Source organism: Pseudomonas sp. GW821-FHT09C10 (assembly GCF_059418085.1).
In genome coordinates this window covers 59,326-74,172 of the sequence record NZ_JBWKPE010000013.1, presented here as the reverse complement: position 1 = coordinate 74,172, position 14,847 = coordinate 59,326, and the positions used below count along the sequence as shown (strand labels likewise).

Sequence of the window (14,847 nt, the reverse complement as noted above, 5' to 3'; positions counted from 1 at the left end):
GTGATGCATGAAAGGATTGATCAAACACAGCCTGGTACTCGCCGCCGTCCTGCTGACTGGCTGCGTGTCTTACTCGCAGCACGAATTGCCCGCCGTACAGACCTGGCCACCGACCGCCAACGCGCCGGCGCAAAAGCCCACGGCATACGTGCACACCACCGCGCAGAACCACGTCAACGGCGGCCCGGGCAACGCGGCAGTCGGCGCCCCGGTGGTGTTGTGGGAAAAGGCCGTGGCCGATTCGTTTCGCCAGTCCAACCGTTTCTCGCGGGTGAGCACTGACAAGGTCGACTCGGATATCTACGTCGATGCCACGCTGCACAACAACGAACAGTTCAGCATGGCCTCGGCGATCATCACCGGCGCGACGTTCTTCATCATCCCGAGCACAGCGAAAAACACCTTCACCCTGGAGACAGTGTTCAAGGACAAGGATGGCAAGGAGCTGGGCCGCGTCAAAAAGAGCGAATCAGTGCGCACCTGGATGCACCTGGTACTGATCGTGGGCATCCCGTTCCAGGCAGACACGCGGGAAGTGGTCGAGGCGCTGACGCGCAGTACGCTGGATGAAGCGGTGCAGCGCAAGTTGCTGTAACCCCGCCCCTGTAGGAGCGAGCTTGCTCGCGAAAAACCGGAGAACACCGCAGGCATTCAACATTCCCGCGGTATCGTTGCCAGCCTCAGCTCACTTGATCAGGTCAGGTCGAGAGGTCTTGAGCATCGCTGCGCTCACCGCGCCCTGAACCGAGCAGGTGATCATGCCATTGCTGGTCTTGGCCAGGTCACCGGGTGCGGGCTCGACCATCAAGATGCGTTCGGCCGTATCGGTGACCAGCTTGCCCGCGTTGTCATCGCCGCCTTCCGGCACCCAGGCTGATTGCTTGTGCGACCAGATCTGCGCACGCGCGTAGATACCGTTGGCTTTCTCCAACGCCGTACCCGGTACTTTACTCAGCTGTGCGTAAAGCGCGTCGGGCGCCTGCTCGGTGTAGAAGCCCCAGTTGATGATGCGCGAGCCCATCAGGTCCTGGTCTTCGGCGAAAAAGCCGGTCAAGGTCATACCGTCAAGCGTCAGTGGCGTGTCGAACATCCAGCGCTGGCCCATATCGGATTTTGTGCCGCCGCTGAGGGTGATCTTGCCGTTCTCCAGCTTATGGGCAACACGCTCCTTGAGCCCTGGCTGGCTTACCACCGCCAGGGAGTTCTGGTCGCAGGCGAGAAAACTTTGCAGGGCAGGCGCCGCGGCGAAGCTGCTGGTGCAGGTCGCCATTGCAGTGAGTGAGATAAACAGACGATGCAGTTTCATTGACAGCTTCCTTGGGTCTAAATAATGGGTGGGTGGGAGCGAGTTTGCTTCTGCAGTAACGGGATAAATCGGTTAACACGCATACAGGGCTTTGAGCATCATGCCGTTGGCATCAACTCACGGTGTTTGAACGGGCGCAGATTTGCTCCCACCCTTTCTCAATCGTGCCCGTGTACTTACCGCACGACGCGCCCTTTAGCTGAGCGTCCATAAAGTCCTGCTCCGGCCCGACCCACAGCAGGCCAACCAGATAGGCCACCCCGGCCGCAAACACCAGCAACGCCGATGTGCAAGTCAGCATGAATCGAAGCGTGGCGGCGGCGGTACGAGACCGTTCAAACACATACGCGAACAACAACCCGATGCCACCCCAGACGAAACCCGCCGCGGCCGTGCCCAACCACGACGAATCACGATCGAGGTAGGCCCAGGCCAGGATGAATGCGATAGCGCTGACGCACATCAGCAGCAGGCACAGCCACTGGGCGATCCGACAGCCGATACTCGAAAAGCTCATGGAAACGTCGTCCCGATACGCGCTCGTTCATTCGAGAACCAGATGCCGGTGACCTTGCCTACCACATCCTCAACCGCGACCTGCCCCATGAAGCGGCTGTCGTTGCTGACATCACGGTTGTCGCCCAACAGGTACACATGCCCCGGCGCTACCTGGAGTGGCGCCAACTCAAGGGAGTAGTCCTTTTTGACGCGCTCAGCCGGTGCGTGAAACAAACCCAGGTTCTCACCGTTGCGGATCAACTCGCCATGGACGATGGCCAGAGTGTCACCACCGATTCCCGCTACCCGTTTGACCGCCTCGGTGCCGTTCCAGCGATACACCACGATATCCCCCACTTTGGGCACGCCAGCCCGCAGGTCAGACATGATGTAGTCGCCAATCGACAACGTCGGCACCATCGACCCCGACGGAATGTAATAGTTTTTGAAGCCCAGCAACGGCACCCGAAAGACGTCGAGCGTCAGCACCAGGATCACCACCACACCGACGTAAAGAGCATGGAAGCGTTTACGCGGCACATTGGGCGGACCGCTGTAGCGACGGGCCAACACGGCGGACACGATGGCAGAGGTCAATTTGACCGTGATGACGAAAGCGAAGAATGCATACAGCCCAAGGGGTGTGGTGACCAACCCCAAGGCGCCCATCAGCGCGACCCCGCCGAGCAACAACGCTGCGACCCGGATACCCCACTGCGTGCGGCCTACATACACCAAACCCCAGCCGGGTATGAGGCAGGCCATCAGGAAGGCCTGGAGGGAGAATTTTGCGGGTTTCATTGATCGTCCTTAATAATGCAAATGCTGGCGCCGCGCATATTACTGCTGGGCTCGCCAATCCACATAACCTTTGATCGCTGTTAACTGGCGAAGGATTGTGACGGTGGTCTGACCCTGATTCTTAAAAAGTTATATACACCCCTCTTTTTTCGTCTATCGCCTGCTCAAGCATTTTTTTAAATTCTCTAACAGCCCCAAACGCATCATCTGAAACTTTTCCTTCGACCTCCAAAACCCTACTTAGGCTTTCGCTCACTTCATGTTGAGCCTGGAAGTAAGAACCCATTTTCCCAGGATCAAAGAAATTTGATCCCGAACCTAACGGCGTACCTAAAAAAGGCGAGAAACCTAATTTACCTTTATCAGAAAACAGCTCTTGAGAAATACTCCACCATAAGCCAAGCCCTCGGTCATCAGTAGGCGAATAATATTTCGTAAGTGCGAAATCCCCATACTGATGAACGTCCTTGCTTTCAATCATACCTTCCCAGCCATCCTCTAACGCAAAACCTTCATATGGATCAACTAGAGACTGCCTATTAGAAACAATGAAATCCCGCATCTGGTCCATACTTCCCGAGCGCAAACAGCTCTCCAACAACGGCTTAAGCTCACGAGTGAAACCATCAATATCAAAAATAAATGCTTTATGCTCATAACTCATAATTACCCCCCTGATTCTATGGCAAAAAAATCACTTGGCGAGTGAAAATAGGGGCAGACCACCAATATACATTGGTGCACTAGTCGTGGTCTGCCCCCTATTTTCCGCTGCCATCAGTTCGAAGGTGCATGTGTGTCGAGAAGCGGAAATCTACTCATAATCAGCCGACAAATAGAAACTGTCCATTACCTTGGTCAAGCAAATGACCTTTCAAACACAATTCACGTAGTAACGATGACACTTGGCTTTCATCCATGTTTACCCCGCACGACTCAAAAAAATGAAGTACTCGCCAATTATCGATTATTTTCGGTTCATCAAAGCATTTATGAACATCCACAACCCAATGGGGTTTACGCGACACTCTTTCAAAACGTATACCTGCACCATGTCTGAGAAATTGCCATTGATCACCATCAACAAGCATGTCTCCCCTCTTCGGAAAGTCGAGGAGCCAGGTAGAGTCTCTTGCATTGGGATATAGCTCCGCGAACGCAAGAACCAACTGACTTTGAAGCGTTGCAAAGAGAAACGCACAATTCACATTACCTGGCCTCATAAATCAGTACCTCACCCGAGCTTCAGCAGCTTCTCGCATAAGTTGATCAGCCCCTTGTCACGCTGTGCACATTGACGGGTACATCTTTAATCCCAACTTTCGCAGCGGCCTCCGCGCGATGGTGGCCATCAAGGATGATTAACTTCCCGTTCACGTGAGCCACCTCGATAGGGTGATTTACATCAAACCCATTGGCCTTCATGTCCTTTGTCATTCGCTTCACCTGTGACCCGGATATTTCATCTCGGCCCTGCCTTCCAATTAAGGACTTCGGATCTACCACCTGTGGAACGCCGCTAACAACATCCGCCCCAACCGCTCGGGGCTCACTACCTACATACCGCTGCCAATCCGGATGGTAAGGATTGGCCTTCATCTCGTCCGTAACCGTGGTAAGTCTCGTCGGCTTAGGTGCTTCCGCTGCCGGCTTTTCACCCTGGAAGCTCGCACCATTCGCCGCTGGAGCACCGTCACCCACGACTTTCGTTGTCCCAGAGGGCAAATCGCTCGGAGGTCCTTTTGCACCTGTTCAACCCTTCAATGCTGGCAAAGACAGCACTTCATCGTACTGTGGCCAGTCTTCCCTCCCGCGCTTGAGCACACCTTGCATCAACTCGTCCAACTCAGGCACTGGCTGCTCGGGCGGTAATTGATCAAAGGGCGCGGCCAGCAGCGGATGATCAATCTTCTGCGGATTGGCTAAACCTTCCCACTGGCGCAGGCGCAGGATATAGAGAATTTCCACCGGCACGCGCTCCAAGTGCCAGTCCTGATTGAAGTCGTAAAAATTCTTCTGGCTCTCTTTGCCGGTTTGCCAAGTGTGGCGGTCACACGCGGCCAACAGGCAGGGCATCAGGTCGTCGGGGCTGGGAGTGCGCCACTTGGCCAACAAGGCTTCGTAGATGGGTTCGTCGTAAGCATAAGCAGGCCATTGATGCGAGACATCGCCCACCCAATCGGCAAACACACGCAGCATAAAGGCTTGGGCGCGGCGGTGTTGCTCTTCGTACTCAATCACTAATTGATGCCCACGATTGAGAGCCGCATGGGTGAGATAGCCCTGATGGATGACGGCATCCTTCCAGCCTAGGATCGCCATGGCGGCCATCATATTGGTGGCGGTTTGGATGCTGTAGTTTTGGCGGCGTCGATCATTGCCTGCCGCTTTGGCAATAATGTCGAACTGACCCGCCCAGAAGAACAACTGCCAAATTCCTACTTGGTAATAGCGCAGCCAATGGGCCAACTCCAGAAGCCATCGCGGATTATCTGGTGCGGTCGCCAATACCTTGTGGGCTCGTGTGACGGCCATCCATTCGGAGCTACTACGCGTAACGTTGTCACTATTCGGTACAGACATTGATGGCTTTGCAAATGCATCGCCGCGCTCAACATATTCACGGATGCCATTCAACTCGTATTCATCTGAGACGTGTGGCCCCTTGGCTATGCGACCCAGCACACTTTTGTAGGAGGGCCATTTCGGGTTTACGCCCGAGCGCTCCCACTGAATTACTTCTTGGTCCATATTTCCACCTTAAATTCTGCTACACCAGTTTTACTGGGGGCGGGAACACCGACTTTGACTGTTACACCTTGAACCTTGGCTTTTCCTGAATCCAACGCCGCTTGCAAAGCATCGCGTAAAGCAGGATCAGAGTCGGGAATTCGAGAAATAGGGGTCAGACCACCAATATACATTGGTGCACTAATCGCGGTATGACACCAATTTTTAGCGGATCAACGAACACTAAAAAACCAAAGAACGAGACCTAGAATAAAGCCAGCCCCAGCTATTTCTAGATAGAGCGCCATATACTCTTTTATAAGCCCGGCAACGTCTTCACCACCACTCAATAAATACCCGGCAACCTGAAAGAACACACACATAAACAACAGGCCGAACGCACAGGCACAAGGAAGATAGATGGCAATCCACCAAGACTCATTTCTTTTCATTGCCAACCGAAACCATTACGTGCGCCACACCACCAAGAGAAATTTTCCCCGCTTATTTGGGGACTTTATAAAAATGTGATCTGCCCCCGATTTCCTCTGATGTGGATGTTGCTGTAAATTCGCATCATTAGCCGCTGGTGTACCGTTATCGACTAACTTTGCTTCACCAGACGGCAAGCCGCTCGCAGGTTCTTTTGCACCAACTTATCTAGGAAGAAGATATTTCTCCCTAACCTGTGCCATACAATCGATCATTTCTGCCAGTTTCTCCCCTTTTAGCCCCACGTCTGCTAAATCATCGGCGCAGCATTTTTCATAAGCCCTAGCCAAACCCTCTAACATATCCTCCGCATAAGGACTTTCTCTAGATAACTCTAACCCATACTTCATACCCTCGCTAAATATTGCAGTTTGCAACACTGCAAATAAACCTACATCAGCAGACGTGCAAAGAGAGCCCGCTTCATCTTGAACATAAGCAAAGGCTTGTTCTGGCCGAAGACGAATCTGTGATATAGCCTTTTCATAAAGCCTAGATACTATCGGATAAATTTCTTCCACAGCCAAATCGATCGCCATAATTACTTCTCCACAGTAAATATATTTAACTGGATGTTAGGATACCGCTCGCGAAACTGATTGACAATATTAGTACAGCTTGGGCAAACCATTTTCTCTGAAATCAAATTTATACGCCCAGAAGTTTGTGAGTTCGGACCTAGACGCTGAGCTAAAGTTTCCAAAATTTTAAATTCTGTATCCATGTCTCGCAGATACCCCTCAGTCGTTCCAACATATTTAGACGTAGAAACTTGAGGTTTTAATATCCACGAATTCAGATCACCACCAGGCTTCGGCAAAAACTCCTCGACCCTATTATCAAACTGACTATAAGCTTTCATCACCATAGTCTCTGATGACAGCGCACCAACATCCACTTCAGCAAATGCGACGTTTCCTTCTCGAGGTAACCCTGTCCGAACATCACTAACCGCCGCCGAAAGCCTATCCCTGATTCTCGGCGCGGTGGAGTTAGATAGGTAGACTAGGCGTTCCCCCTCTGCAATCGTCCCAGTCGTTTTTGTGCCGTTTGCCCCTAGGACGAAAAGCTCACCTGACGCCTCCGTCGCCAATTTCCTTTTCGCAAAGGCAGCGGCAATCGCCGCCGAAATCCTCGCTCCCAGGCCTACACCTGTGAGCGAAAGGGCCGCCTCATCCACCGCCGTGACCGGTTCAGCCGATTTCCTAGCTAATAACAACAGCCTCGACATCGCGTCTTTTGAAGCCATTTCGTTGGTCGAGACGTTAATGATTTCTGTCGCATGAGCATCTGCCTGCTCCCGACCGTATTGAACCCATTTGTCAAATGAGCTCAATTCGCCATAAAGGCCGTCGCCCAAGCCATTAAAAAGGCTCGTGTCTACAAACTGCTCTTTGGTGGAGTTGAACGCATAAACTGCAGAACCATTGGCAATAATTGCGGTGCCGTCTTTCCACGTTAATGGAATCTTCTGTTCAGCCAATTCTTGAATCGCACCTCTGGCAATCGCCAAATCACGATCCAGCCAATCCCGCGTCGGGTCATTGCCCCAGTTCTTTTCAAGCGCATCTAAACGGGCGTTTTCGACGGCATCGACCTTTGATCCTGCTGCCATACGCAGCAAGTCTTCCCACGAGGCATCCGATTTTGGCTTGCGCCAAGTTTTCTCTAACTCTTCAGCTTTCTTCTTGAGTAGTGGCACCTCTTGGGTCAGGTGAAGTTGGCGATTGAATACTTCGACGCCGTAACCTGTCCCACTCCCGACAGCCGCGCCGCCGGTGCCATTCCCGGCGCCTGCTCCAGCGCCGATCCCGGTCGCAACCAACGCAGTGATGTTTTCCTGGCTGACCTTAGATAATTTGCTGTTTTCCAGCGCCTTTGCAATCGAGGGCATCAAGGCGGCGGAAGCACCGGCCCCCAACGCGCCACTTTCCACGCTGCCGCTGGACAACCCCATGGCGGCACCTGCCAACGCGTGCAACATGACGCGTGCTGCTCCACCTTCTGCCCATGCGGCTCGGGTGGCCGCGTCCGATTTCGGGTTCAGGGATTGCGCCTCAGCGTAATCACCCACTCGCTTGAAGATCTCGCTAGACGCAGTATTGGCGACGATACCGACTGTCGTACCGACGGGCGCGCCACCAAGGCCCGCGGCGATCAGTCCCGTCGCGATATCGGCCATCATTTTCTTGTCGCCGCCGAACTGCCAACGCTTGGCTTCCGAATAAGCCAGATCGGCGGCACGGGCGGTATCAGCAGCACCAGGCGCGCCTGCGTCTGCTTGTTCCTTCGCCGCCTGCCCAAGCTTCTTGGCCTCATCGGCCTTCGCCCTGCCTACCGCACTGATCACCCCACTGGCCAACTGCGCCGAGCTTTGGATCAGGTCAATACGCTCTTGCATGGCCTTTTCATCAGGCCGGTCAAGTTTCTGATTGGCGTTGGCGGTGTCGCGATTCAACCCCACCAGGTCATTGGCACCTTCGGCATTGCGAACCACAATCGTGCCTTCGCTGACCGCGCTACGGGTGTAGCTATGGTCTTTCTCCTTGAGCGCTATCGGGATGCTGCCGCCCATCGACGCACCGCTGGTACTGCTGGAAGACACCGAAATACCAGCAGACTGACTTTTGATCTCGCTGACATTCTTGATATCGCTGACGATCAGCCGATCCGTGCTGAGCCGGTTCTTATCAGCTGACGCCTCACTGGCAATCACCGCGCCTTGCAGGGTGGTGTTCTTGCCGACATTGATGTCGTAGCCGCCCGTGCCCGCATACAAACCGCTCTGGTCGGTCACGCCCTTGTAGTCGCTGTTCATATTCGCGGCGGCAAGGTTCGCCGAGCCCGCTACGGTAGAGCCGTAGCAGAACGGAGGGACGCAGATACTCGCGCCGAAACCTGCGCTGCTCTGTTTGCTGCGCGACGACTCGGTGTCCTGGAGGGAGATGATATTGAGGTTGCCGCCAATATCTGCCTTGATACGGTCCGCACGAACCTGGGCGCCTTTGAGGGTGGTATCGCCACCGCTTTGCAACAACAGGCTGCCTGTATCGAGGGTGCTATTGACCTGAGTGACGGAGTTACCGTTGCCATTGTTCTTGGCACCCTGCGCTCCGAGGTCGAGGGTGAAGCCGTTTTGCTCGCCAATATTGAAGCTGGCGCCAATGGCGGTTTTATTTTTCGACCCTTCGTTTTTGCGGTCGGTGGTGTTCTGTGCGCTTTGCATCAACACATCGTTTTTGGCTAACAACAACGTGTTGGCGGCTTTCAAGCTGCTGCCGGTGATCTGGATATCACCCTGAGTACCCGCCGCAGCGCCCGTGGCAACGATCGACAAGTCTTGCCCTGCGTTGAGCGTGCTCTGCTTGGCGGTGACACTGTTGAATTCGCTGCTGTTCTTGCTGCGGTTATTGGCCAGTTCAGTACCGATCTTGATCAGCGAACCGTTGCCGGGCGTGCCGCCGGTTTTGTTTTTGAAGCCGGAGCTTTGCGCATTGGCGTCCGAAGCCTGGCCATTCAGGTTGTAGGCGGCGAGGGCTGCCTGGGCGATTTTGACTGCCTTGAGTCGTGGGTCATCAGCGCTACGGGCCGCTTTGACGGCGTCGCGCATGCTGGTGGCGGTGTCCACTACCGAGCCCGCGATCACCCGCCCAACCGCCAAGCTCTTGGAACTGTCCTTACTGGTCTGACTGGCCATCTCCATCCCCCAAGTAACGGTGACATCAGCCCCACTCAACTCCATGTTCTTGGTGCTCACCAGATCACTGGCCACCACCTTCAACTCACGCCCTGCCGTCAGCGACACATTGCCCGCACTCGAACCAATAGTGCTGCCGGTCAAGGTCATTTCATTGGCCGTACCGTTGTGCTTCGAGCTGTTGATGTACAGCTTCTGGTTGCCGGTCATGTCATCCAGACCGAGCTTGTTGCCGGTCAGCACGCCGGTAAGGTCGCGATTTTTTTCCTTGTGCATGTCGGTGCGGGCGAAGGTGTTCTGCGCCGCGTCGATGGTCAGGTCGCGGCCGGCCTGGACGGCGAGGTCGCCGGTGCTGACCAGGGACGAGCCGGTGACCGTGGCATCGCGCTTGGCGGCGACCGTGACGGTTTCGCCGGAGACCATGCTGCCCATGGCGGTGGTGCGTTTTTCGTCGACTTTGTCCTGGACTTTGCTCGACTTGAGGCCGCCCCAGCTGCTTTTGCTTTCCTTGCGCTCGTGGCGGGCGCTGTCGGCGTTACTGACGGCGAGGATGTTCACGTCCTGGCTGGCCACGAGTTGTGTGGCGCCTTTTTCAGCAGTGACGGCACTCCCAGCCAGCAGCAGGTCTGCACCGGCGACGACTGTGCTGTTCGTCCCCGCGCTGACCAGGCTGCCGACGTTATTCACCACGTCGGTTTCATCCAGGCGGAATTTTTTGCCCTGGGAGGTTTTCTTGGTCTTGCTGTAGAAGCTGTAGTCCTGATTTTCGGCGGCTTTGAGCTCGAGGTTTTTACCGGAGACCAGGTAGGCCTCGTTGCCGGCATTGACCTGGCTGGCGACCAGTTGCAGGTTCTGCCCGGCGCTCAGGGTGGCGTCGCCGCCGGCCTTGATCACGCTGGACACTTGCTGCACGTGGTCTTCGATGCTCTTGACCTTTTTCGTGTTGCCCGTGGAGTGTTGCTCGTTGGCCGCCGCAATGGCGTTGAGGTCGCGGGTGGCAATCAGGTTGACGTCGCGTTTGGCTTCGACCTGGCTGGCCACGGCGCTGATGTCGCGCCCGGCGATCACATGCAGGTCACGGCCAGCGTCGACCACCGAGCCCTGTTGGGCGATGGTGGTGAAGCTGGAACGGTTGCCGATGGCGCCGCTGTCGAGGGTTTTCGAGGCGGTGATGTTGACGTCGCCCACGGCCTTGACCGTGGTGTCGGCGCCGCTCTTGAGCACGCCGCCGACGTTGTTGACGTTGCCACCGGCTTGCATGGCCAGATCGTTGGCCGATTCGATGCGCGCGGCGCTGTCGACGAAGTCGCTGCGTTCGGTGCGGTAGCTGCTGGCGCTTTCGTGGGTGGTGACGCTGCGTTCGTTGAGCAGGTCGGCGCCGGCGGCGAGGTTGACGTTGCCCGCGCTGATCACACCGCCTGCGCGGTTGGTCAGGTTGTTGCCGCTGAGCAGGTCGAGGCGACCACCGGCTTCCATCAACCCACTGTTGGTGAGGTTGCTGCCGACGTTCGCCAGCAGGTTGCCGGTGGAGTGCAAGGTGCCGGCGTTGTTGAGGTGGCTGCCGGTGATCAGGTTGACGTCGGTGCCGGAAATCAATGCACCGTTGGGTGCCAGGCGGTTATTCGCCTGGGCCAGGTACAGCACCGGCACCAGCACTTGTTGCCCGGCGACGGTGGCGTTTTCCAGCCACACGATGTCGTGGGTCAGGGCGGCGACTTGTTCGGCGGTGAGGCTCACGCCTACGGACAAATTCAGCGCGCTTTTGCTGCTGATAGCGTTGTCCATCAGGTGCTTGAACAGGTCGGCGTCGCTGGTCTGACCGTCGATGAAGCGCTGGCCGGTGCGGGCGAGTACGGCTTGCTGGATCAGGCGCTGTTCGTAGAAACCATCGCCCAGGCGCTTTTGCGCGGTGTCGGGGTCATAGCCGAGCTTGGTCAGCATGTAGTCCGAGCCCAGGAACTTGCGCATATCCGTGAACAGCGGGTTGGTTTCGATCAGGTATTTATGCGGGCTGGCCGCGAACTGGCTGGTGGGCAGGCCTTTGGCGCCATCGCTGGCGTTGAGGTGGAACAGGCCGTTCTGGCCGGTGGGCAGGTCGAAGCCGGGCAGGCCAAGCGGGTTGACCTGCTGTTGGGCAACGTCCGGTGGCAGTTGCGCGTTGAGGCTGACCAGGGTCGAGTAGCCCGGCGCCTTGGTATTGGCGCCGCTGCCGACGTAGGTGTAGCCACCTTGCACGACGCTGTTGTCGATGCCGGCCTGGGCTCTCACGTCCACACTGCCACCGCCCTGGATCACGGCGGCGTAGCTCTGGTCGGGCACCATCAGCTGGGTGGTTTTGCGCAGGTCGGTCTTTTCGCTCTCCATTTTGCCGATGAACGAGGCCAGGCCCGCTTCGACGCCGCTCATGTCCTGGCCGGCCGAATAGCGCTGGGTGAACGCAGCGGCTTCGCGGTACCAGCCTCCGGGCTTGCGCTCGCGGGCGGAGGTGAAGATGCGATCGTACTGAGTGTCGTGGGTCACTATACCGACATTGGTGAGTTGGTTGACGACGGCCGTGAGGTTGCCACCGGCAGCGATGCTACTGCTGCTGTTGAGCAGCTCGCCGCCGGTGAGCAGCATGTTGCCGCCCGAGGTAATGCTGGACGCTGCCGTGGCATCGCTGACGATGAAGTGATCCCGTTGGGTAATCTGGAACGGCCGGTTCTGCTTGCCGCCTTCGCAGTCGCCACCGGTCACGCGAAAGATGCAGGCCGTGGGAGTGATGGAGGCGCTGTAGATGCCGGACTCGGTGGTGAGCACAGTACGGATGTTCTGGATCGTGCTGGCGGCCAGGACCAGGTTGCGCTCACTCTCGATGGTGCCCGAGCTGTTGATGATGCTGGTGACCAAGCCGCCCTGACCGTCGCGGTCGACACGCAGGTTGCCCATGGCGTAGATCGCGGCGCCGAGGTTTTTCAGGCGGTCGACCTTGAGGTTCATGTCGCCGCCGCTGAAGATCAGGCCGTGGTCGTTGAGCAGGTTGCCCACCGAAAGATCCAGACTGCCCTGGCTGGCGATAGCGCCGCCCACGGTCCAGTCCTGGCCGCTGCCGACCAGGGCGCGGGTGCCGAGCAGTTTGCCGGTGGCGGTCTGTTGCAGGTTATCCACGTTGACGGTCAGGCGCCCGGCCTGGATCGCGGTGCTATTAATCCAACTGGCTTTGTTGAAGGTCAGGTCGCCGTTGGTGGTCAGGCTGCCGCCCACGTCATCAAGGCTGATTTCACTGAGGTCGAGCAGGCCGGTGCCCACATGCAACACCTTGCCACCGGTGTTCTGGAAGCGGGTGGCGGCGAGGCTCAATTGGTCGTTGGCGGTCTCCAGGCTACCGCTGTTGTTGAGCAGGCCACCGATGGCGTAGCGGGTCTTGCCGGTGGTGCCGAGGGCGCGCATCTGGCCGCTGTTGGTGAGGCTGGCAGTGTCGACGTCGAGGGCGGTGGCGCTCTCGATCAGGCCACGGTTAACCAGGGCCCCCGTCAGGCTGACGTCGATCCGGTTGCCGGCGATCTCGCCGCCGTTATCCACATTCATACCGGTCAGGTGCACGCGATCCCGAGCAAACAGCGCGCCGCTGCCGTTGTTGAAATCCGTAGCGTCGATCTGCGCATCACCGGCTTTGGCGGCGATGCGGCCACCGTTGTTGTCGAGGGTGCCGGCGGTGATGGTCACGCCAGACTTTTCACTGTGGATCAGGCCGTTGCCGCCGTTTTGCAGCAGGCCGCTGGTGGTCAGGGTCAGGCCATCGTTGGCGGCCAGGGTACCGGTGTTACGGTTGTCGATGCTGTTGGCGAATACCGTCAGCAAGCCCTGGCTGGCCAGCTTGCCGTTGCGGTTGATCAGGTCGCCGATCAGATCCAGGGTGATCGCCCCGCCGGCGGTCAGGTTACCAGCGCTGTTATCCAGGGTATTGCCGTTAAGGGTGAACGCACCGGTGCTGTCGATGATCCCGCCCTGGCTGTTGTCCAGCAGGCCGCTGACGGTGAGGGTCTGTGCGCCATCGCTGAGCAGGCGACCGTTGTTGCGGTTGTCGACGCTGGCGGCGGTGACGTTCAGCGCCTGCTTGGCGCTCAAGGTAGCGCCGTGGTTATCCAGGCTTTGCGCGGTGGCGGTGAGGTTGCGATTGGCGATCACCGTACCGGTGTTGGTGAGGTGCTGGCTGTCGAGGGTGACGTCGCCACCGGCATTGCGCGTGTTGTCGGGGTTGACCCCGGCTTCGATGATACCGCTGTTGGTCAGCTGGCCGTTGCTGGTCAGTGTGATGCTGTCGCGGGCGGCGAGGGTCTTGCTGTTTTTCAGGGTGCCCTTGGTCTGTGCCTTGAGGGTGGTGCCCGCGTACACGGCGCCCTTGGTCTCCAGGCTCGCGGCCTTGATGTCCACCGCACCGCTGGCGGCAGCCTGGGCCATGCTCAGGTGGCCGTTGGCGTCGAGCTGAATATCGCCACCACTGGCAGCGAGCGTGCCGTCGAGCTTCACGCCCACGCCGGCTTCGGTGCCCACCAGTTTGATCGCACCGGCATACATGCCGCCCAGGGCCGACGAGTCGATGGCCAGTTCCGGCTTGGTGCTGCCGTCGTCGGCGCGCGCGGTGGTTTTCAGGCTTTGGGCATCGACGTCATTGCGTCCGGCAATCACGGTGAGCTGGCGCGCATTGATCTTGGCGTTGATCTTGGCCGAACGGGTAATGATCTCGAAGCGGTCGACGTTGCTGGCGTTCAAGCCCTGGCCGTCGATGGTCACCGCACCGCCGTCCACCTGGTAGCGGTCCAGGCGCCCGGCCTGGTCAAGAATCGGCTTGCCGGTGGTCAGGGTGACGTTGGGGGTATTGATAAAGCCGCAACCGTTACAGCTCACCCCATAAGGGTTGGCCACGATGACCTTGGCGGACTGCCCCGCCACTTCGGTGTAGCCGCGCAACTGGCTGGGGCTGCCGCCGTTGACTTCGTTGAGGATGACATTCGCAGCGCCGCCCTTGAGGTTCGGGTTGCCGACGATGATCCCGCCCAGCTGCGTGCTCTGCACCATGCCCGTGGCGTTGTTGAGGATCACGCCGTTGGGACCGACGTTGTAGTCCTTGAACTGGTTATGGGACAGCCCGCTGCCATTGGGCGTGGCGATGTTCACCACCGGCACGCCGTTGCCCGCCTGCCCGAGGGTAGTGCCGGGGCCGCTGACCACAATGCCCTCGGCCTGGGCCAGCAGCGGCTGCCAGAACAACGCGTTGGCCAGGATCAGGGCCAGGCCGCGTTGGCTCAAGCTTTTCAGGGCAGTAACAGGGCGAACGTCCATA

The 14,847-nt window shown here is 57.6% G+C and carries 11 protein-coding genes; 1 reads left to right on the top strand and 10 read right to left on the bottom strand.

The window, feature by feature from the left end; all coding sequences use genetic code 11:
- Positions 1-7 precede the first annotated feature (7 nt).
- Positions 8-595 carry a hypothetical protein gene (locus AC07OT_RS22880; protein WP_495109106.1) on the top strand — a complete coding sequence of 196 codons (588 nt, stop codon included), beginning with the start codon at positions 8-10 and terminating at the stop codon, positions 593-595.
- 90 nt (positions 596-685) lie between these two features.
- Here AC07OT_RS22880 and AC07OT_RS22875 read toward each other — a convergent pair whose 3' ends face one another.
- From AC07OT_RS22875 to AC07OT_RS22830, 10 genes are all read right to left on the bottom strand, one after another.
- On the bottom strand, positions 686-1,306 hold the full coding sequence (locus tag AC07OT_RS22875) for a hypothetical protein (protein ID WP_495109105.1): 621 nt from the start codon (positions 1,304-1,306) through the stop codon (positions 686-688).
- A 112-nt stretch (positions 1,307-1,418) separates the two neighbouring features.
- Positions 1,419-1,823 carry a hypothetical protein gene (locus tag AC07OT_RS22870; RefSeq protein WP_495109104.1) on the bottom strand — a complete coding sequence of 135 codons (405 nt, stop codon included), beginning with the start codon at positions 1,821-1,823 and terminating at the stop codon, positions 1,419-1,421.
- Positions 1,820-2,605, bottom strand: a complete 786-nt coding sequence (lepB, locus tag AC07OT_RS22865; RefSeq protein WP_092490028.1) for a signal peptidase I — start codon at positions 2,603-2,605, stop codon at positions 1,820-1,822. Before lepB ends, AC07OT_RS22870 begins: the two co-directional genes overlap by 4 nt.
- Positions 2,606-2,726: 121 nt before the next feature.
- Entirely contained in the window at positions 2,727-3,269 is a 543-nt protein-coding gene (locus AC07OT_RS22860; RefSeq protein WP_495109103.1) for a hypothetical protein, read from the bottom strand.
- Between the two features lie 160 nt (positions 3,270-3,429).
- Positions 3,430-3,828 carry a DUF6896 domain-containing protein gene (locus AC07OT_RS22855; protein WP_495109102.1) on the bottom strand — a complete coding sequence of 133 codons (399 nt, stop codon included), beginning with the start codon at positions 3,826-3,828 and terminating at the stop codon, positions 3,430-3,432.
- A 46-nt stretch (positions 3,829-3,874) separates the two neighbouring features.
- Entirely contained in the window at positions 3,875-4,204 is a 330-nt protein-coding gene (locus AC07OT_RS22850; RefSeq protein ID WP_495109101.1) for a ParB N-terminal domain-containing protein, read from the bottom strand.
- A 153-nt stretch (positions 4,205-4,357) separates the two neighbouring features.
- On the bottom strand, positions 4,358-5,032 hold the full coding sequence (locus AC07OT_RS22845; RefSeq protein ID WP_495109164.1) for a hypothetical protein: 675 nt from the start codon (positions 5,030-5,032) through the stop codon (positions 4,358-4,360).
- A 536-nt stretch (positions 5,033-5,568) separates the two neighbouring features.
- Positions 5,569-5,787, bottom strand: coding sequence for a hypothetical protein (locus AC07OT_RS22840; RefSeq protein WP_495109100.1), 219 nt, complete (start codon positions 5,785-5,787; stop codon positions 5,569-5,571).
- Between the two features lie 204 nt (positions 5,788-5,991).
- Positions 5,992-6,366 (bottom strand): hypothetical protein, encoded by a 375-nt coding sequence (locus AC07OT_RS22835; protein WP_065926295.1) that lies wholly within the window; start codon positions 6,364-6,366, stop codon positions 5,992-5,994.
- Between the two features lie 2 nt (positions 6,367-6,368).
- On the bottom strand, positions 6,369-14,846 hold the full coding sequence (locus AC07OT_RS22830; RefSeq protein WP_495109099.1) for a hemagglutinin repeat-containing protein: 8,478 nt from the start codon (positions 14,844-14,846) through the stop codon (positions 6,369-6,371).
- Position 14,847: the final 1 nt, after the last annotated feature.

What these genes read in the sequence shown, in the direction of transcription:
- AC07OT_RS22880 (WP_495109106.1), top strand. Translation starts at nt 8, where the DNA reads ATGAAAGGATTGATCAAACACAGCCTGGTACTCGCCGCCGTCCTGCTG.
- AC07OT_RS22875 (WP_495109105.1), bottom strand. Translation starts at nt 1,306, where the DNA reads ATGAAACTGCATCGTCTGTTTATCTCACTCACTGCAATGGCGACCTGC.
- AC07OT_RS22870 (WP_495109104.1), bottom strand. Translation starts at nt 1,823, where the DNA reads ATGAGCTTTTCGAGTATCGGCTGTCGGATCGCCCAGTGGCTGTGCCTG.
- lepB (WP_092490028.1), bottom strand. Translation starts at nt 2,605, where the DNA reads ATGAAACCCGCAAAATTCTCCCTCCAGGCCTTCCTGATGGCCTGCCTC.
- AC07OT_RS22860 (WP_495109103.1), bottom strand. Translation starts at nt 3,269, where the DNA reads ATGAGTTATGAGCATAAAGCATTTATTTTTGATATTGATGGTTTCACT.
- AC07OT_RS22855 (WP_495109102.1), bottom strand. Translation starts at nt 3,828, where the DNA reads ATGAGGCCAGGTAATGTGAATTGTGCGTTTCTCTTTGCAACGCTTCAA.
- AC07OT_RS22850 (WP_495109101.1), bottom strand. Translation starts at nt 4,204, where the DNA reads ATGAAGGCCAATCCTTACCATCCGGATTGGCAGCGGTATGTAGGTAGT.
- AC07OT_RS22840 (WP_495109100.1), bottom strand. Translation starts at nt 5,787, where the DNA reads ATGAAAAGAAATGAGTCTTGGTGGATTGCCATCTATCTTCCTTGTGCC.
- AC07OT_RS22835 (WP_065926295.1), bottom strand. Translation starts at nt 6,366, where the DNA reads ATGGCGATCGATTTGGCTGTGGAAGAAATTTATCCGATAGTATCTAGG.
- AC07OT_RS22830 (WP_495109099.1), bottom strand. Translation starts at nt 14,846, where the DNA reads ATGGACGTTCGCCCTGTTACTGCCCTGAAAAGCTTGAGCCAACGCGGC.